Genomic DNA, 15,900 nt, shown 5'->3' with positions numbered 1-15,900 from the left:
GGCCCGGCATGGTGCTGACGCTGCTCGCCGGGTATCCCGCGCCCGCGCTCGCCGGGCTCGGCGCCGCGTGGCTCGCGGGCGAGGGCCGGTCGGCCGCGGTGCTCTGGCTGTGGCTGCTGCTGCTCGCGCTCGTCGTGATCCAGGTGCGCAACTGGTTCGGGCTCTGGTCCTGCCTCGTCGCGGGCGTGGTGGTCGGCGTCGTCGCGGGTGCCGCGCCCCTCGTCGTGCAGGGCGTCGCGGCGCACGCGCTCGCGCTGTTCCTGCTGCTCGGCGCGCTGCGGGCGACCCTCGAGCTGCAGCGGTCCAGGTCCCGGCGGGGCGGCGGCGCCTCGGACGCCGACCAGCTGGGGCGGCTCACGCACCTCCCGGCGGTGCTGTGGGTGGGCGTGCTCGTGCTGGTCGCCGGCGCGTGCCTCGTGGCCGGCGTCGCCCAGCTCGGGATCCCGACGCTGCTCGGGCGCTGACCGGCGCACCCGCGCGCGACGCGGCCGCCGCGCCCGCGGGGGACGCGACGGCCGCCGGTGCCGGGAGGGATCCGGCTGCTACATCTCCTCGTGCGTGTCCGGGTCGCCGTCCCACAGGCGCGACTGGGGACCGGAGCCGATCGCCCGCACCTCCTCCGCGCTGAGCTCGAAGCCGAACACGTCGAGGTTCTGGCGCTGGCGCTCGGGATCGGCGGACCGCGGGATCGGCAGCGCGCCGGACTGGACGTGCCAGCGCAGCACCGCCTGCGTCGGGGTGACGCCGTGCGCCTCGGCGGCGGCCACGACGGCCGGGGCCTCCCGGAGCCGCTCGCGCGTGCCGAGCGGGGACCAGCTCTCCGTCACGATGCCGCGCTCCGCGTGGAACGCGCGGAGCGCCTCCTGCGCGAAGGTCGGGTGCATCTCGACCTGGTTGACGACGGGCAGCACGCCCGTCTCGTCCTCGAGCCGCCGCAGGTGCGCGGGGGTGAAGTTGGACACGCCGATGGAGCGGACGAGGCCGCGCTCCTGCAGCTCGACGAACGCGCGCCAGCTGTCGACGTAGCGGTCCACGCTCGGGTTCGGCCAGTGGATGAGGTAGAGGTCGACGTGCTCGACGCCGAGTGCCGCGCGCGACTCCTCGAAGGACGCGAGCGTCTCCTCGTAGCCGTGGTGCCGGCCGGGCAGCTTCGTGGTGAGGAAGAGCTCCTCGCGGGGCACGCCGGAGCGGCGCATCCCCTCCCCCACCGCGGCCTCGTTGCCGTAGTTGTACGCCGTGTCGAGGAGGCGGTAGCCGGCGCCGATGGCACCGGAGACGAGCTCGGCGCCCGCGTCGCCGTCGAGGCCGTACGTGCCGAGGCCGATGGCGGGGATGCGGTGGCCGTCGCGGAGTTCCAGTTCGGGGATCGTGGTCATCCCCTCACGGTACGCCCGCGGATCAGGCGCGGTCGGTGGGCGCGGGGCCCGTCTCGGCCGGGGCGTCGGCGGCCTCGTCGCGGGGGGCGGCGTCGCGCTCGGCGTCCGCGCGCGCGTCGGCGACGTGGTCGCGCCCGAAGACCGTGGTGGCGGCCCACGCGATCATGCCGCACACCGTGAGGATGTCGGCCACGTTGAAGACCGCGAACCACTCGACCGCGATGAAGTCGACGACGTGGCCGGACAGCGGCCCGTCCTCCGCGCGCGTGACGCGGTCGAAGAGGTTGCCGAGCGCGCCCGCGAGCACGGCGGAGAGGAGGAGGACCTGGAGGAGCGACGCGCGGTGGCGGATCTGCCAGCCGACCCACACGGCCAGGCCGAGCGCGAGCGCCATGATCCCGACGGTGAGCAGCGGCCCCACCTCGGCGCCCATGCCGAAGGAGACGCCCGGGTTGTAGACGAGCGCGAACCGGACGGTCGGGATGAGCGGGATGGTCTCGCCGTCGCCCAGCGAGTCGACGGCCCAGCGCTTGCTGAGCTGGTCGAGCACGAAGCCGACGACGACCACGACGACCGCGAGCGCCACCACGACGGGGCGGGAGGTGCGGGGACGACGTGCGGCGGGGGGTGCGGTGGTCACGCGACGAGCCTAGGCGGTGCCCGGACGGGGACCCTGCGGGCCGGACCCGTCGCCCTCGGGGACGACGGGCTGCGCGGCGGCCCGGTCGCGGATCCGCGTGGCGGCCTCCCGGGGGAAGGTGCTGCGCACGAGGTGGCGGGTGCCGTCCGCCGACTCGATCGACACGGCGGGGCCGGCGTCGAGCAGGATGGCCGCCCCGCCGCCCGGCAGGGAGCGCGCCCCGATGCCGCCGACCGTCCGCGGCCGGAGGTGGTCGACGACCGTGCAGTCGGAGATGGACGCGTAGGGGATGCGGATGCGCCGCAGCGGCACGAGCGCCACCTCGACCTCGTCCGGGTCCAGCGTGATGCGGATGCGGAGCGACCCGACGACGGCGCCGGCGGCGAGGAGCACCAGGCCGACGACCACGCCGACCGCTCGCCCGCCGGTGGCGATGACGACCACGAGGCCGAGCACCGCGACGACGAGCCCGACGAGGCGGACCGCGCGCGGGGCGGGCGTGGTCTGGCGGAAGCGCGCGTCGGGTGAGGGCGTGGTCACGCCCTCACCCTAGGTGCGCCGGACCCGATCCGGGCTGTCCGCGCGACGCGGGCGTCCCGAAGACGGGTCAGCCCCGTCACGGGTCAGGCGTGCTGCTCGTCGTGCTCGCCCTCGGCGATCTCCTCGATCAGCTTCGCGCAGAAGGCGGGCAGGTCGTCGGGGTTCCGGCTCGTGACGAAGCCGCTGTCGACCACGACCTCCTCGTCGACCCACTCGGCCCCGGCGTTCCGGAGGTCGGTGGCGAGGGTCGGGAACGAGGTCATGCGGCGGCCGTCGACCACGCCGGCCTCGATGAGGATCCACGGGGCGTGGCAGATGGACGCGACGGGCTTGCCCGCCGCGAAGAAGGCCGCGGCGAAGGCGACCGAGTCGGCGTCGACGCGGATGTCGTCCGCGTTCACCACGCCGCCGGGCAGCACGAGCGCGTCGTAGTCCGCGGCGTCGGCGTCAGCGACCCGCACGTCCACGTCGAACGTGTCCGCCTTGTCGATGTGGTCGAGGCCCTGCACGGTGTCCGCCTTCGGGGACACGAGGACGGGGGTGCCGCCCGCCTCCTGCACGGCCTTCCACGGCTCCGTGAGCTCGACCTGCTCGAAGCCGTCCGTCAGCAGGAAGGCCACCTTCCGGCCCTGGATGCTCTCTCCGGTCATGTGCGTTCCTCCTCGTGAGAGTGGTGCCGCCCGGTCGGACGGCGCTCTCGACGCTACGCCCCCGCGGCGCCGTCGACCCGGGTGCGGAAGACGTTCACGGGGCGTCCGGAGACGGCCGTGTCGATGGCGAGGATCCCGCCCGAGAGCGGGTGCTCCTCGAGGTCCTCCTCGGTCATGTTCTCCCGCGCGGTGCCGATGACGAGGGTGCGGAGGTCGGGGCCGGCGAACGCGACCGAGGTCACGTTGGGGGCGGGCACCTCGATCTCGAGGTCCTTCGTGCCGTCGGGCGCCCAGCGGATCACCTTCCCGGCGCCGTAGATCCCGTTCCACGCGTACCCGTCGGCGTCGAGCGTCAGGCCGTCGCTCATCTCGCCGTGGATCCAGCGCTCCGGCTCCCCCAGCTCGCCGGCCTCGGAGTAGGGCGCGCGGTAGACCGTCTGCGCGGACGTGTCGGTGAGGATCATCGTGCGGCCGCCGTCGGTCCACTCGAAGCCGTTCGCCGTGCCGACGCCGCCCAGCAGCGTGCGGAGCGCGCCGGAGGCGTCGACGGACCAGATCGCGCCGTCGGGCTCGCCCTCGGTGACGTCCATGGAGCCGATGACGAAGCGGCCCGCGGGGTCGCACTTGCCCTCGTTGAGGCGCATCCCGTCGTGGGCGTGCTCGACGCGGGCGAGCTCGCGGGTGATGCGGCCGCGGGCGTCCACCCGCACGATCCGGTCGCCGAGGCCCGCGACGAACCCGCCGTCGTCGGCGGGCTGGAAGGAGGCGAGCGGCGGCGGGAGCTCGAGGACCGTGTCGTCGGATCCGTCGGCCGCGCCGCCCCAGGGGCTCCGGTGCAGGGTGCCAGCGGTGATGTCGTTCCACATCACGTCGCCGGACGGATCCCACCAGAGGCTCTCGACGAGGATCGCGCGGACGTCGCGCAGGACGCGGAGGTCGGAGGTGAGGACGGTCATGCGTCCAGCCAAGCACCGCCATGCGTCGACGGGCAGGGGCCGCCCATCCGCTGGGCGAAGCCGCGGGCCCCGCACGGCACGCAACCTGCACGCGGACTGTGAGCGCCCTCACCGTTCGTGCGCCGCGGATGCGGCGGGCGTAGCGTCGAGGACAGGCCGGACGCCGCGCGATCGCGCGCCCGGCCACGCGGGGCCATCCCACCGGATGCCGCGCCGCACGGATCGGGAGACCCCCGACCCCACGAGAACGAGAACCGAGGAGTCGCACATGACCACGACCGTCGAACGCCCCACCAGCACCTCCGAGAAGGCCACCCAGCCCGAGGGCTCCAAGCCCACCAAGCGCCAGAACGCCGAGCGCGGCTTCAAGGCGTCGCAGCAGCTGCACGAGAACATGCAGAAGGTGCTCGTCGACCTCATCGAGCTGCACATCCAGGGCAAGCAGGCCCACTGGAACGTCGTCGGGAAGAACTTCCGCGACCTCCACCTCCAGCTCGACGAGATCATCGAGTCGGCCCGCGAGTTCAGCGACGACCTGGCCGAGCGCATGCGCGCCCTGCACGCGACGCCGGACGGCCGCAGCGACACCGTCGCCGAGAACACCACGCTCCCCGAGTACCCGCAGGGCGAGGTCGACACGGCCGAGACCGTCGACCTCGTGACCCAGCGCCTCGAGGCCGCCGTGCACACCATGCGCGAGGTCCACGACGACGTCGACGAGGAGGACCCGACCACCGCGGACCTGCTCCACGGCTTCATCACCGCGCTCGAGCAGTACGCGTGGATGGTCTCCGCGGAGAACCGCCGCGTCGGATCCGCCGCCGAGTAGCGAGCAGCGCCGACATCACGACCCGAGGGCCGCGCCACCAGGCGCGGCCCTCGTCGCGTCACGACCGCGACACCGCATCGACCGCCCGCCACGGGCACAGGAAGGAGACCGGGATGGATCTCGGGATCACAGGGAGGACCGCGCTCGTCACGGGCGCCGACTCGGGGATCGGGTGGGAGACCGCCCGCATCCTCCTCGCCGAGGGCGCGACCGTCGTCCTCAGCGACCAGGACCAGGCGTCGCTCGACGCCGCCGCAGCGAAGCTCGACGGCGGTGACCGCGTGCACGCGTTCGCCGCCGACGTGACGAGCGTCGCCTCGCTCGACGAGCTGCACGCGAAGGTGCAGGAGGCGGTCGGCGACATCGACATCCTCGTGCAGTCCGCGGGCATCACAGGGGCGCAGGGCCTCTTCCACGAGATCGACGACGAGGGCTGGACGAACACCATCGAGGTCGACCTCATGGGCCCCGTCCGGCTCGTGAAGCGGTTCCTCCCGTCGCTCCGGAAGGGCGGCTGGGGGCGGATCGTCTTCCTCGCCTCCGAGGACGCCGTGCAGCCGTACGACGACGAGCTCCCCTACTGCGCGGCCAAGGCCGGCATCCTCGCGCTGTCGAAGGGCCTGTCCCGCAGCTACGCGAAGGAGGGCCTGCTGGTGAACGCCGTCTCGCCCGCCTTCATCCACACGCCCATGACGGACGCGATGATGGACAGGCGCGCCGACCAGCTCGGCACCTCGAAGGAGGAGGCCATCGACTCGTTCCTCGACGAGGAGCGCCCCTACATGGAGCTGAAGCGCCGCGGCGAGCCGGCCGAGGTCGCGAACGTCGTCGCGTTCCTCTGCTCCGACCTCGCGTCGTTCGTGAACGGCTCGAACTACCGCGTCGACTCCGGATCGGTGGCGACGATCTGATGGCCGAGCTGAAGAAGGGCGACCACGTCAGCTGGAACACGCCGCAGGGCGAGACGCACGGGAAGGTCGTCGAGGAGAGGACGAAGGACTTCCAGCACGACGGGCAGCACTTCACCGCCTCGTCCGACGAGCCCGCGTACATCGTGGAGAGCGACAAGTCCGGCAAGACCGCGGCGCACAAGGGATCGGCGCTGACGAAGAAGAAGAAGTAGGACGTGCCTCCCCCGCGGGTACCGGCGACCGGTACCCGCGGGGGGCGACCGCGGCGCGACCCGCACCTAGGCTGTGGCCGATGGACACCGGGACCGCCGCCGCGACGCGCTCGTCGACGCCGCGCCCGCCCCGTCACCGCGACGGCGTGGAGGTCGGCGTCGACGCCGTCGTCGGCCTCGTGGTCGCGGGGCTCGCGCTCCTCCCCCCGGTGGACGTGCAGGAGGCCGGCCTCGCCGTCGCCGCGCTCGCGCTCGTCGCGATCGTCGTGCGCTCGGTGTTCCCGGGCGCCGCCCTGGTGCTCGCATGGGCCATGGCGCTGACGCAGTGGCAGATGGGCGAGCGGCCCGGCTTCGCCGACCTCGCCCTCCTCCTCGTGCTGTACGCGACCGCGCGGCGGGGTTCCCGCGCGACGGCCGTGCTCGGCGCCGCCTCCGCGCTCGTCGGCGGCACGGTCGCGACCGCGTACCTCCTGCAGACGGGCGCGCGCTTCTCCCTGCTCACCCAGCCCGGGGGCCCCGGCAGCGCCCTGTTCGCGGCGGCGCCCGTGCTCGCGCTCCTCATCGCGTGGCTGTCGGGCCTCGTGATCCGCGTCGTGCGCTCCCGCACGACCGAGTCGCGGCTGCGCGTCCAGGCCGAGGACACGGCGGTCAAGGCGGTCGACCTCGCGCAGACCGAGTCGCTGCGGGCCAGCATGGCGCGCGACGTGCACGACATCGTGGGGCACTCGCTCGCCGTCATCATCGCGCAGGCCGACTCCGTGCAGTTCCTCGACGACGAGGAGCGGATCCGCGGCGTCTCCGCCACCATCGCCGACACCGCGCGCCGCTCGCTCGCGGAGGTGCGCGAGGTCCTGAGCGGCACCAGCCCCGCGGGCGCCGACGACGGACCGCAGGACCTCGACGCGGTGGTCGCCCAGCTGCGCGCGGCGGGGGTCGACCTCGGCCACGAGGTGCGCGGCTCCCGACGACCGGTGGATCCGGCGCGCCAGGTGGTCATGCGCCGCGTCGCGCAGGAGATGACGACCAACGCCATGCGGCACGGCGCGCCCGGCGGCCGCATCCGGCTCCGGGAGACCTGGCGGGCCGCCGACGTCGTGCTCGAGGTCGAGAACGCCGTCGCGCCCTCCGGGGACGCCGCCGCGACGCCGGACGGGGACGCGACCGCGCCGCGCGTCGGCACGGGCGTGGAGGGCATGCGCGCCCGCCTCGCGACCGTCGGCGGCGACCTCGAGGCCGAGGCCGTCGACCACCTGTTCACCGCCCGCGCGCGCATCCCCCTGCCGGGTGCGCGCCCCATCGCCGTGCCGGGAGGCCGCCCGTGATCCGCATCGTGCTCGTCGACGACCAGGAGCTGTTCCGCGGCGGCGTGCGCGTCGCCCTCGACGCCCAGAGCGACCTGGAGGTCGTCGGCGAGGCCGGCGACGGACGCCAGGGGCTCGCCGTCATCGACGCGGTGCGGCCGGACGTCGTGCTGCTCGACATGCGCATGCCCGTGATGGACGGCCTCGAGACCGTCCGCGCCCTCTTCGACGGCTCGCGCGCCGAGCCGCCGCGCGTGATCGTGCTGACCACCTTCGCCCTCGACCGCGCCTCCGCGACCGCGATCCGGGGTGGCGCGAGCGGCTTCCTGCTGAAGGACGCGACGCCCGCGTTCCTGGCCGCCGCGATCCGCGCGGTGCACGCCGGGAGCGCGGTGCTCGCGCCCGACGAGCTGACGCAGCTGTTCGCCCCCGACGCCGTCGCGGCGCCGGCACCGCCCGCGCCGCCCGAGTTCCGGTCGCTGAGCGCGCGCGAGAAGGACGTCTTCGGGCACGTCGCGCGCGGGCTGTCGAACGCGGAGGTCGCGGCGCTCGAGTACGTCAGCGAGTCGACCGTGAAGACCCACGTGAGCAGCATCCTGGCCAAGCTCGCGCTGCGCGACCGCGTGCAGCTCGTGGTCTACGCGCACGACCACCGGCTCGTGGAGCGCTCCGGCGCGTAGCCGCCCGGCCGTGCACGTGCCGCGTCGCGCCGCCGCTCAGCCGCCGAGCGCACCGCCGCATCGGTGCAGGTCGGTGGCCAGCGCGTCGATCTCGGCGCGCGCCGTCTCCGCGGGGACGGACGGGTCCACGTCCTCGGCCCAGATCGTGAAGGCGATCCGGGTCCCGTCCGCCGCGTCCGCGATGCCGGTCAGGCCGTGCATCCGCGCGAGCGTTCCCGTCTTGCCGCGGATGCGCCCGGCGGCCGCGTCGGCCTCGCCCGTGAACCGGCCGCCCTCCGCGAGGGTGCCCGTGCGCCCGGCGACCGCGAGCCCCGCATCGACGATGGCGAGGTCGCCCTCGTGCTCGGCGACGCGCACCATCAGCCGGGTGAGGAGCTCGGCCGGCACCCGGTTCGCCTCCGCCAGCCCCGACCCGTCCACCAGCACGACCCCGTCCACCGGCAGGTCGAGCGCCGCGAGCGCCGCCGGCGTCCCGCGTTGGATGTCGGCGGCCGCGCTGCCCGACCCGGTCTCCACCGCGACCAGCCGGGCGAGCGTCTCCGCGAGGGTGTCGTCGGAGTGGGTGAGCATGTAGCCGACGAGGTCGCGGACCGGCGCGGACTCCACGGAGCCCAGCACGGCGGATCCGGGCGGCGCCGTCACGAGCGCGCCGTCGGCGACCACGTCGTCGCCGAGGAGGGCCGCGAACGCGTCGGCCGCGCGCTGCACGGCGGCGGCGCCCCGGCGCGAGTACGCGACGGCGGGGTCGTCGCGGTCGCCGTCGACCATGAGCGCCGTGATGTTCGACATCGACCCGTCGCGGCGGGCCTCGAGCGGCCACTCGGGCAGCCAGGCCGGCCCCGAGAAGAGGCTGCTGTCCACCTGCAGGCGGCGGACCGGCACGCCGGCGAGGTCCGGATCCGCGCGGCGGGCCTCGAGCACCTGCCGGGCGAGGTCGTCGAGGTGCGGGGCGCCGGGGTAGACGCCGTCGGTGCCGGAGGGGAGGCGGCTGAGGGTGGGGTCGCCGCCGCCGACGAGCACCACCGTGTCGGCGCGCCCACCCTGCACGACGCGGGTGGCGATCCGGCGGTCAGGACCGAGCGCCTCGACGGCCGCCGCCGCGGTCAGGACCTTCATCGTGCTCGCCGTGGCGGCGGGCACGTCGCCGCGCACGTCCACGACGCGCGCGCCCTCGCCGCCGGCCACCTCCCGAGCGGCGAGGTGCAGCGTCCCGGTGGACCAGCCGCCCGTGAGCGCGTCCACCGTGCAGGAGGCGGGATCCGCGGACGGGCCGCCCACGGGCGAGGGGACGACGCCCGTCAGGAGCCCCGCCGCGACGACCGCGGTCGCGACCGCGGCGGCGAGCACGGCGTCCCGACGGCGGCGGACGCGGGTGCGGGCGACGCGTTCGGGACGGGAGGGGGACATGTCCCCAGGCTAGGGAGCGGGAGCGCCGCGGCCCTCCGTCCCGGGTGCCGACGGCTCATGCGCGAGGACGAGACCGGGGCGCGTCAGCGCAGCAGGCCGCCCTGCTTGCCCGTCTCCGCCCAGGCCAGCGCGCGCGTCACGACGCGCTCGCTCACGTCGAGGACGCGGGCGATCTCCGCCGTGTCGCGCCCCTTCGACCGCTCCTCGACGGCGATCTGCAGCTTCCGTCGCGTGATGCCCTTGGGCAGCGACGGGAACGCGGGCGGGGCGGGTGCGGCGGCGGGAGCCGAGGCCGTCTCGCCGGACCGGCGGCGGCGCTTCTCGGCCTGGGTCGTCGCCTCCACGGTGGCGAGGGCGAGCGTCACGGCGAAGAGGCCGCGGCCGGCCTCGGTGCCGGCCTCCAGTCCCTCGCGGACGGCGCGGAACGCGATGCCGCGCGCCTCCAGGCCGTTGAGGATGCGCACCACGTCGGACGTGCCCGGTCCCAGCCGGTCGAGGCTCACGACGAGGAGCTCGTCGTTCTCGCGGAGGTAGTCGAGGGCGTCCTGCAGGCCGGGGCGCGGGGCCTTGGGGCCGCCCGCGACGTCGACGAAGATCCGCTCGCAGCCGGCCGCGTCGAGGGCGTCGACCTGGTCCTGGTAGGACTCCTCGGCGCGCGCGACGCGCGCGTACCCGACGAGCGTGGTCATGCGTGCTCCCTCTCGGCGCGTCCCCGCGTCATGCCGCGACGGGCGGGCGGCTGGTGGCCGCTCGCCCGTCGATGGATCGGATGGTGCTCAGCTCGCGTCGTCCGACTGCGGCGACGCGGTCTCCTTCTTCTCCTGCAGGCGGTCGATCTGCTCGCTCGCCTCCGCCTTGTTGAGGTCGGCGGGGATCTCCTCGCCGGCCTGCGTGGCCAGCGAGTCGAGGTAGCTGCGCTGCGCGCCCGTCATCGGCTCGTCGCCCGTGACCCACGTGCTCGGGTCCTTCTCGGCGCTCTGCGGCGGGGTGGGGGTGGACGATCCGAGCATCTCCCGGTCGTCGCCGCCCGTGGTGTCCTGGTTCGCATCGCTCATGGTGGTGCCTCCTCGTGTCGTACCGCCGACGCTACTCGCGACCGGGGACACCGGCCGGTGCGCCGGGGGCGTCGCCGACGCTGGGCGGCTAGCGCCGGGCGCCGCCGAGGAGCGCCTCGCGGTGGTCGGTGACGGCCTGCAGGAGCCGGCGCTCGTCGTCGAGGTGCCCCGCCTCGGACCGGCCGGACGCCGCGGGCCGCTCGGACAGCATCCGCTGCCGGGCGAACGCCAGCCGCGTCGCGTCGCGGGTGAACAGGCTCATGGCCCGGCCGGCGTCGCCGCCGCGGGTGCGCGCCCACAGGCGGGCGCGACGACGGCCCTGCCAGGTGCTCAGCATCTCGACCTCGGCGGGCGTGAACCAGCCGACCGCGGCGTACTCGCGGAGGCGTCGGCGCGTGAGGTGGATCTCGTACCGGCGCAGCAGGATGACGACGACGACCAGGAACGCGAAGATCGGCACCTGGAGCAGCACGTAGAAGGAGAGGAAGTCGCCGGTGAGGGTGACGCCCGTGTTCCAGAGGGCGTGCAGCACGATCGCGCCGACCAGGCCGATCGCGCCGGAGCCGAGGGCGGCGCCCGGGCCGCGGCGCGCTCCGTAGCCGATGGCGATGCCCGTGATCATGGTGAACGTCACGTGCGCGAACGGCGAGAACAGCCCGCGCAGCACGAACGTGCCGACGAGCTCGCCCGTGGTGCCCTGCACGAGCGGACCGCCGAAGTAGACGATGTTCTCGGTGAAGGCGAAGCCCGCGGCGATGGTGGCGCCGTAGACGATGCCGTCGACCGGGCCGTCGAAGTGGCGGCGCGCGACCCAGAAGATGAGGAGCAGGCCGATGGCCTTGGCCGACTCCTCCACTACGGGCGCCTGGACCGCGAGCTGCAGGAACTCCGTGTACCGCGTCGGCACGCCCACGGCCAGCCGCGCGTACTGCACCACGAGGTCGAAGACGAGGGCGATCGCGACGGACGCGGCCGCGCCCCACAGCAGCGCGAACAGCAGCGCCAGCCGGGGCTCCGGCTCCCACCGGTCGACCCACCGGACGGCGAGGAGCACGAAGCCGAGCGGGATGAGGGCGAGCAGCGCGCACACGGCGACGGCCTGGACCCCGAGGCTGAGCACGAGGTAGGCGGCGACGACGAGGCCGACGAGCAGCAGCATGGCGACGCCCACGACGCCGAGCACGGCCGAGGTGGTGATGCGCCCGGGCGGGTGCGGCGCCGGCAGGTCCATGGACGGCGGCGGCGAGGCCGGCGAGGGACGGTGGACGGTCACGGGGATGGACGGGTCGGTCACGACGGCCCTCTCTTCGGCGGATCGGCGTCGCCAGCCTACTGGCGGGCCCGGCCGGCGTCCGGGCCCCGGTCAGGCCGCCTTGCCGGGGTTGAGGATGCCGGCCGGGTCGAACACGCGGCGGATCCCGGCGGCCAGGCCCATCACGTCCTCCCCCAGCTCGTCGGCGAGCCACCACCGCTTGAGGAGCCCGACCCCGTGCTCGCCCGTGAGCGTGCCGCCGAGCTCGACGGCGGCGCGGAAGAGGAGGTCCGCGGCGTGCCAGACCGCGTCCGGGATGCCCGTCGCGTCGCCGTCGGGCGTGGTCGGGTCCTCCGGGATGCAGAAGTTCGGGTGCAGGTTGCCGTCGCCGGCGTGCGCGACGGTCGGGATGGCGAGCCCCGTCTCCCGCTCGATGGCGCGGATGCGCGTGAGCATGTCGGCGAGGCGGGACCGCGGGACCGCGACGTCCTCGATGAGGACGCGGCCGCGGGCGGCGAGCGCCGGGTGGAACGCGCGGCGCACCGCGAGGAGGCGCTCGCCCTCCTCGGCGTCGTCGGTCACGTCGGCCGTGCCGCCGCCCGCGACGACGACGACCGTGACGCCCTGCCCGGCGCCCGACCCCGGATGCGCCGCCGCACCGCGGTGCTGTGGGCCGCGTCCGTCGTGGTCGCGATCGGCGCGACCGTCGCGCTCTCCTCGGGTCTCGCCGTCGGCGGGCGCGAGGTCGGGGTCGTCGCCCTCGACCCCGACCGCGCGGTGCCCTCCCGCTGGGACGACTGGTACCAGGACGCGGCGACCGGCGTGGGCGACTTCCGGGGCCTCACCGTCATCGGCCTCGTCAACCCCGAGGACGACTCCCGCTGCGTGGCCGTGGTCGCCCCGCGACCCGCCCGCACCGGATCCCCGGTCGGCGGCTGCGAGGCCGGCTCGTTCCCGGCACGGGCCGTGCTCACGGTCGACGACGACATGCCCGCCGACCTCCTCGAGGCGTTCACCGAGGGCACGGCGCTCGAGTTCGTGCTCGACGGCTCGTCGGTCCGCGTGACCGCGGGCTAGGCGGCCGCCCGGACGAGGGCGGATCGCGCGGCGGTGCCGGTGGCGGTGCCGGGGGACGGACCTCCTCGAGCGCGCCGAGCGGTTCGAGCTCCCGCGTCAGGCCGGGGTCGACCGGAGCAGCCGGGTCACCGCGATCATGGCGCCGCCCACGACCGCCGGGATGCCGCCGCCGGGGTGCACCGAGGCGCCGACCCGCCAGAGCCAGGGGCGCCAGGGGTCGTTGTACGAGGGGCGGTGGAACGGGCCGCTGAGCCACGGGGGGCGCGCCGCGCCGTACAGCGCGCCGTGCGGTTCGCCGCCTCCCGCGTAGTACGCCGGATCGAGCACCTCCTGCTCGTCGAGGAGGTCGGTGAGGGGCCCGTCGAGCCCCATCGCCGCCGAGACGCGCTCGACCTCGCGGCGCACGAAGGGATGCTCGGCCGTGTAGCGGCCGCCGTCGGCGGGCGCGGTGAGCAGGATCCCGACGGTGCTGCGCACGTTCGGGTAGACCTCGCCCGCGCGGTACTGGTTGACGAACACCATCGTGTCCGCCGGCTCGTCGCCCGCCTCGAGGCTGCGGTGCAGGGCGGCGGGCCGCGTCGGCAGCACGACGCTGTGCGACGCGAGATGCGCGGGCAGCTCCTCCCGCAGCGCGCCGTACACCGCCACGGCGGAGCAGGAGAGGGCGCGGGGGCGCAGGCGGGGCAGCGACGGGAGCCGCGACGGCCCGGTCAGCGCGGCCAGGCGGTCGGCGTCCAGGGCGCTCACGACGAGGTCGGCCGGGTAGCGCCCCACGGCCGTGGTGACCGATCCGCGCTCGATCCGGGTGACCGCCTCGCCGGTCCGCACCTCGACGCCGGCCGCCGCGGCCAGCCGGCCGAGCGCCAGCACGATCTCGTAGACCCCGCCGCGCGGCACCCACGCGCCCGTCTCCGCCATGATCGCCGGCATGCTCGCGTAGAGGGCGGGCGTGCGGGAGGGCGAGACGCCCGCGTTGAGGGTGTGGATCGCGATGACCTCGCGCAGCCCGTCGGGCAGCCACGGCAGGCTGTCGAGGTAGGCGCGCGTGGTGAGGCGGGAGCCGTAGACGGCCAGCAGCCGGCGCAGCGCCGGCAGGGCGGCCCGGTCGAGGGGGTCGGCGAGCAGCAGCTCCGTCACGTCGTCGGCGAGGGGCGCGTGCAGGTCGGAGAACCGCCGCCAGGCGGGGTACCAGGGGTGGTCGGGTGCCACCGGCAGGGAGGTCTCCTCGCCGTCGAAGTAGTAGCGGCCGACCTCCGGCATCCGCACCAGGTCGAGCCGGCCGTCCTCGCGGGCCCGGTCGGACGCGCGTCCGCCGTCGCCGAGCCGCCGCAGGAGCTCGTCCCACACCGCCGGGAACGTCACCAGCGACGGCCCGGTGTCGACGCGGTCCCCGCCCAGCAGGATGCGGCGGCTCTTGCCGCCGAGCTCCGCGGAGGCCTCGAGCAGGGTGACGCGGTGGCCCGCGTGCGCCAGCAGGGCGGAGGCGGTGAGCCCGCCCATCCCGCCTCCGACCACGACGATGCGGCTCACGGGTAGCCCACCAGCACGATCGCGACCATGAGCAGCACCCCGGCGACCGACCCCGCGATGTACGGGAACGCGACCGACAGGCGGTAGAGCCGATGGCCGGTCTCCGGCGTCGGGTCGCGCAGCAGGCGCACCACGAGGCAGCCGGCGATCAGCGCGTTGACGGCCGCCACGGGCACGCTCACGACGGCGAACAGCGCGGTCGCGACGATCCACCAGGCCCCGCTCCAGAGCGCCGTCCCGCGCGGACCGAGCCGCACCGCGGTGGTGGTGATGCCGGCGTCGCGGTCCTCCACGATGTCCTGCACCGCGTCGAAGGCGTGCTTGGCCACGCTCCAGGCCATGAGGCCCAGCGCCGCGGGCCAGACCGGCGCCACGCCGAGGGCCGCCGGCACGAAGACGAGCGGCAGCGCGTACGCCGCGTTGCTCAGCGAGTCGAGGAACGGCCGCGCCTTGAAGCGCAACGGGGGCGCCGAGTAGAAGACGAACACGCCCGCGTAGAGCAGGATCGCCGCGTTCGCGAGCGGGGGGAGCACCAGCAGGAAGCAGATGAGGAACGGCACGTTGAGCACGGCGACCGCCCAGGCGATGAGCCGGACCTCGGACGACCGGATCCGGGCGCCCTCGAGGGAGCCCTTGCGGGGGTTCGCCGCGTCCGTCTCCTGGTCGTAGACGTCGTTTACGCCGTAGATGAGGAGGTTGAACGGGAGGGTGAGCCACAGGATGACCGGCAGGGCCCGCAGGTCGAACAGCGAACCCGTGAGCCACACCGCCACGAAGCCGGACCCGATGGTGTTGATCCACAGCACCGGGCGGGAGATGAGCACGAGGCGGCGCACGGCCGTGGCGATCCCCGACGGCGCGGTGCGCGACATCCGCTCGCTGCCATCCGTCACGTGATCGACCGTACGCCGCCCGCTGGGTCGCCGGCCTTACGGCTTCCGGGCGCAGACTGGGCGGATGCGCCTGATGCTGCTCACCGCCGGCACCCGCGGCGACGTGGAGCCCTTCGTCGCCCTGGCGCGACACGCCGCGGCCCGCGGTCACGAGGTGCGGCTGGCGCTGCCCGACGACGCGGTCGTACCCGCGGGGGTCGACGCCGTCGCGATCGGCCTGGACGCGCGGCGGATGCTCTCCCCGGCCGGTCGCGCTCCCTGGGCCCTCCTGCGCCACGTGCGCGCGGAGGTGCGGCCGGCGATGCGGCGGATGCTCGCCGTCGCCGTGCGGGAGACGCTCGCCTTCGACCCGGATGTCGTGGTGCACCACCCCCTGGTCCTCAGCGCGCCGATGGTGGCGGACGCCCTCGGCGTGCCCCGCGTGCTGGCCGAGCTCGCGCCGGTCGCCACGCCCAGCGCGCGCTTCCCCGCCGCCGGGGGACCCACGGCCACCCGCGACCTCGGCGCGCGCAACCGGTCCACCTACGCCGTGCCGCGGGCAGCCGCGCGCCTGTTCGACGCCGACGTGGCGCGCGCCGCGGCCGAGCTGCC

At 75.2% G+C, this 15,900-nt stretch carries 20 protein-coding genes; 8 read left to right on the top strand and 12 right to left on the bottom strand.

What is annotated here, in order from left to right; all coding sequences use genetic code 11:
• Window positions 1-464: M50 family metallopeptidase (locus tag Q6969_RS06075; RefSeq protein WP_317229634.1), on the top strand; the 464-nt coding region annotated here is incomplete at its 5' end.
• Between the two features lie 78 nt (window positions 465-542).
• On the opposite strand, the gene Q6969_RS06070 is transcribed toward Q6969_RS06075, so the two are convergent.
• From Q6969_RS06070 to Q6969_RS06050, 5 genes are all read right to left on the bottom strand, one after another.
• Window positions 543-1,376, bottom strand: coding sequence for an aldo/keto reductase (locus Q6969_RS06070; RefSeq protein ID WP_317229633.1), 834 nt, complete (start codon window positions 1,374-1,376; stop codon window positions 543-545).
• Between the two features lie 22 nt (window positions 1,377-1,398).
• On the bottom strand, window positions 1,399-2,016 hold the full coding sequence (locus Q6969_RS06065) for a signal peptidase II (RefSeq protein ID WP_317229632.1): 618 nt from the start codon (window positions 2,014-2,016) through the stop codon (window positions 1,399-1,401).
• A gap of 9 nt (window positions 2,017-2,025) precedes the next feature.
• Window positions 2,026-2,556 (bottom strand): hypothetical protein, encoded by a 531-nt coding sequence (locus Q6969_RS06060; protein ID WP_317229631.1) that lies wholly within the window; start codon window positions 2,554-2,556, stop codon window positions 2,026-2,028.
• An 83-nt stretch (window positions 2,557-2,639) separates the two neighbouring features.
• Window positions 2,640-3,206 carry a type 1 glutamine amidotransferase domain-containing protein gene (locus Q6969_RS06055; RefSeq protein WP_317229630.1) on the bottom strand — a complete coding sequence of 189 codons (567 nt, stop codon included), beginning with the start codon at window positions 3,204-3,206 and terminating at the stop codon, window positions 2,640-2,642.
• 53 nt (window positions 3,207-3,259) lie between these two features.
• Window positions 3,260-4,162, bottom strand: coding sequence for an SMP-30/gluconolactonase/LRE family protein (locus Q6969_RS06050; protein WP_317229629.1), 903 nt, complete (start codon window positions 4,160-4,162; stop codon window positions 3,260-3,262).
• A gap of 268 nt (window positions 4,163-4,430) precedes the next feature.
• Here Q6969_RS06050 and Q6969_RS06045 point away from each other — a divergent pair, with 268 nt between their 5' ends.
• The 5 genes from Q6969_RS06045 (at window position 4,431) to Q6969_RS06025 (ending at window position 8,095) form a co-directional block, all read left to right on the top strand.
• Window positions 4,431-4,991, top strand: a complete 561-nt coding sequence (locus Q6969_RS06045; protein ID WP_094116209.1) for a Dps family protein — start codon at window positions 4,431-4,433, stop codon at window positions 4,989-4,991.
• Window positions 4,992-5,104: 113 nt separating this feature from the next.
• The gene (locus tag Q6969_RS06040) at window positions 5,105-5,902 is read left to right on the top strand and encodes an SDR family oxidoreductase (RefSeq protein WP_317229628.1); all 798 of its coding nucleotides are present in this window, start codon (window positions 5,105-5,107) and stop codon (window positions 5,900-5,902) included.
• Window positions 5,902-6,114 (top strand): DUF2945 domain-containing protein, encoded by a 213-nt coding sequence (locus Q6969_RS06035; RefSeq protein WP_317229627.1) that lies wholly within the window; start codon window positions 5,902-5,904, stop codon window positions 6,112-6,114. Before Q6969_RS06040 ends, Q6969_RS06035 begins: the two co-directional genes overlap by 1 nt.
• Window positions 6,115-6,194: 80 nt before the next feature.
• Complete coding sequence (locus Q6969_RS06030; protein ID WP_317229626.1) at window positions 6,195-7,436, top strand: histidine kinase; 1,242 nt, start codon at window positions 6,195-6,197, stop codon at window positions 7,434-7,436.
• Entirely contained in the window at window positions 7,433-8,095 is a 663-nt protein-coding gene (locus Q6969_RS06025; protein ID WP_317229625.1) for a response regulator transcription factor, read from the top strand. The genes Q6969_RS06030 and Q6969_RS06025 overlap by 4 nt, the downstream gene beginning before the upstream one ends.
• Before the next feature lie 36 nt (window positions 8,096-8,131).
• On the opposite strand, the gene Q6969_RS06020 is transcribed toward Q6969_RS06025, so the two are convergent.
• The 5 genes from Q6969_RS06020 to Q6969_RS06000 form a co-directional block, all read right to left on the bottom strand.
• On the bottom strand, window positions 8,132-9,502 hold the full coding sequence (locus tag Q6969_RS06020; RefSeq protein ID WP_317229624.1) for a D-alanyl-D-alanine carboxypeptidase: 1,371 nt from the start codon (window positions 9,500-9,502) through the stop codon (window positions 8,132-8,134).
• Between the two features lie 83 nt (window positions 9,503-9,585).
• Window positions 9,586-10,191: a recombinase family protein gene (locus tag Q6969_RS06015; RefSeq protein ID WP_317229623.1), complete on the bottom strand. Its 606-nt coding sequence runs from the start codon at window positions 10,189-10,191 to the stop codon at window positions 9,586-9,588.
• 87 nt (window positions 10,192-10,278) lie between these two features.
• Window positions 10,279-10,557, bottom strand: coding sequence for a DUF3072 domain-containing protein (locus Q6969_RS06010; RefSeq protein WP_094116216.1), 279 nt, complete (start codon window positions 10,555-10,557; stop codon window positions 10,279-10,281).
• A gap of 88 nt (window positions 10,558-10,645) precedes the next feature.
• Window positions 10,646-11,851: a PrsW family intramembrane metalloprotease gene (locus tag Q6969_RS06005; RefSeq protein WP_317229622.1), complete on the bottom strand. Its 1,206-nt coding sequence runs from the start codon at window positions 11,849-11,851 to the stop codon at window positions 10,646-10,648.
• Window positions 11,852-11,920: 69 nt separating this feature from the next.
• Window positions 11,921-12,391 (bottom strand): FAD-binding oxidoreductase, encoded by a 471-nt coding sequence (locus tag Q6969_RS06000; protein ID WP_396335520.1) that lies wholly within the window; start codon window positions 12,389-12,391, stop codon window positions 11,921-11,923.
• A gap of 63 nt (window positions 12,392-12,454) precedes the next feature.
• Between Q6969_RS06000 and Q6969_RS05995 the strand changes: the two genes are divergently transcribed.
• Window positions 12,455-12,886: a hypothetical protein gene (locus Q6969_RS05995; RefSeq protein ID WP_317229621.1), complete on the top strand. Its 432-nt coding sequence runs from the start codon at window positions 12,455-12,457 to the stop codon at window positions 12,884-12,886.
• Between the two features lie 96 nt (window positions 12,887-12,982).
• Here Q6969_RS05995 and Q6969_RS05990 read toward each other — a convergent pair whose 3' ends face one another.
• Entirely contained in the window at window positions 12,983-14,416 is a 1,434-nt protein-coding gene (locus tag Q6969_RS05990) for an NAD(P)/FAD-dependent oxidoreductase (RefSeq protein WP_317229620.1), read from the bottom strand.
• Window positions 14,413-15,309, bottom strand: coding sequence for a UbiA family prenyltransferase (locus tag Q6969_RS05985; RefSeq protein WP_317229619.1), 897 nt, complete (start codon window positions 15,307-15,309; stop codon window positions 14,413-14,415). Before Q6969_RS05985 ends, Q6969_RS05990 begins: the two co-directional genes overlap by 4 nt.
• Window positions 15,310-15,373: 64 nt before the next feature.
• Here Q6969_RS05985 and Q6969_RS05980 point away from each other — a divergent pair.
• On the top strand, window positions 15,374-15,900 hold a 527-nt coding region (locus Q6969_RS05980), incomplete at its 3' end, for a glycosyltransferase (protein ID WP_317229618.1).

The sequence above is a fragment of the Clavibacter sp. MX14-G9D genome, assembly GCF_032917815.1.
Taxonomy (GTDB): domain Bacteria; phylum Actinomycetota; class Actinomycetes; order Actinomycetales; family Microbacteriaceae; genus Clavibacter; species Clavibacter michiganensis_K.
The sequence above is the reverse complement of the archived record's forward strand: the minus strand, read 5'-3'. Positions and strand labels throughout refer to the sequence as shown.

Bases quoted from the DNA above. Each gene is read 5' to 3' on its own strand.
- Q6969_RS06035 (WP_317229627.1), top strand. From the start codon at position 5,902: ATGGCCGAGCTGAAGAAGGGCGACCACGTCAGCTGGAACACGCCGCAG.
- Q6969_RS05995 (WP_317229621.1), top strand. From the start codon at position 12,455: ATGCGCCGCCGCACCGCGGTGCTGTGGGCCGCGTCCGTCGTGGTCGCG.
- Q6969_RS06040 (WP_317229628.1), top strand. From the start codon at position 5,105: ATGGATCTCGGGATCACAGGGAGGACCGCGCTCGTCACGGGCGCCGAC.
- Q6969_RS06050 (WP_317229629.1), bottom strand. From the start codon at position 4,162: ATGACCGTCCTCACCTCCGACCTCCGCGTCCTGCGCGACGTCCGCGCG.
- Q6969_RS06030 (WP_317229626.1), top strand. From the start codon at position 6,195: ATGGACACCGGGACCGCCGCCGCGACGCGCTCGTCGACGCCGCGCCCG.
- Q6969_RS06010 (WP_094116216.1), bottom strand. From the start codon at position 10,557: ATGAGCGATGCGAACCAGGACACCACGGGCGGCGACGACCGGGAGATG.
- Q6969_RS06055 (WP_317229630.1), bottom strand. From the start codon at position 3,206: ATGACCGGAGAGAGCATCCAGGGCCGGAAGGTGGCCTTCCTGCTGACG.
- Q6969_RS06020 (WP_317229624.1), bottom strand. From the start codon at position 9,502: ATGTCCCCCTCCCGTCCCGAACGCGTCGCCCGCACCCGCGTCCGCCGC.
- Q6969_RS06015 (WP_317229623.1), bottom strand. From the start codon at position 10,191: ATGACCACGCTCGTCGGGTACGCGCGCGTCGCGCGCGCCGAGGAGTCC.
- Q6969_RS06070 (WP_317229633.1), bottom strand. From the start codon at position 1,376: ATGACCACGATCCCCGAACTGGAACTCCGCGACGGCCACCGCATCCCC.
- Q6969_RS06045 (WP_094116209.1), top strand. From the start codon at position 4,431: ATGACCACGACCGTCGAACGCCCCACCAGCACCTCCGAGAAGGCCACC.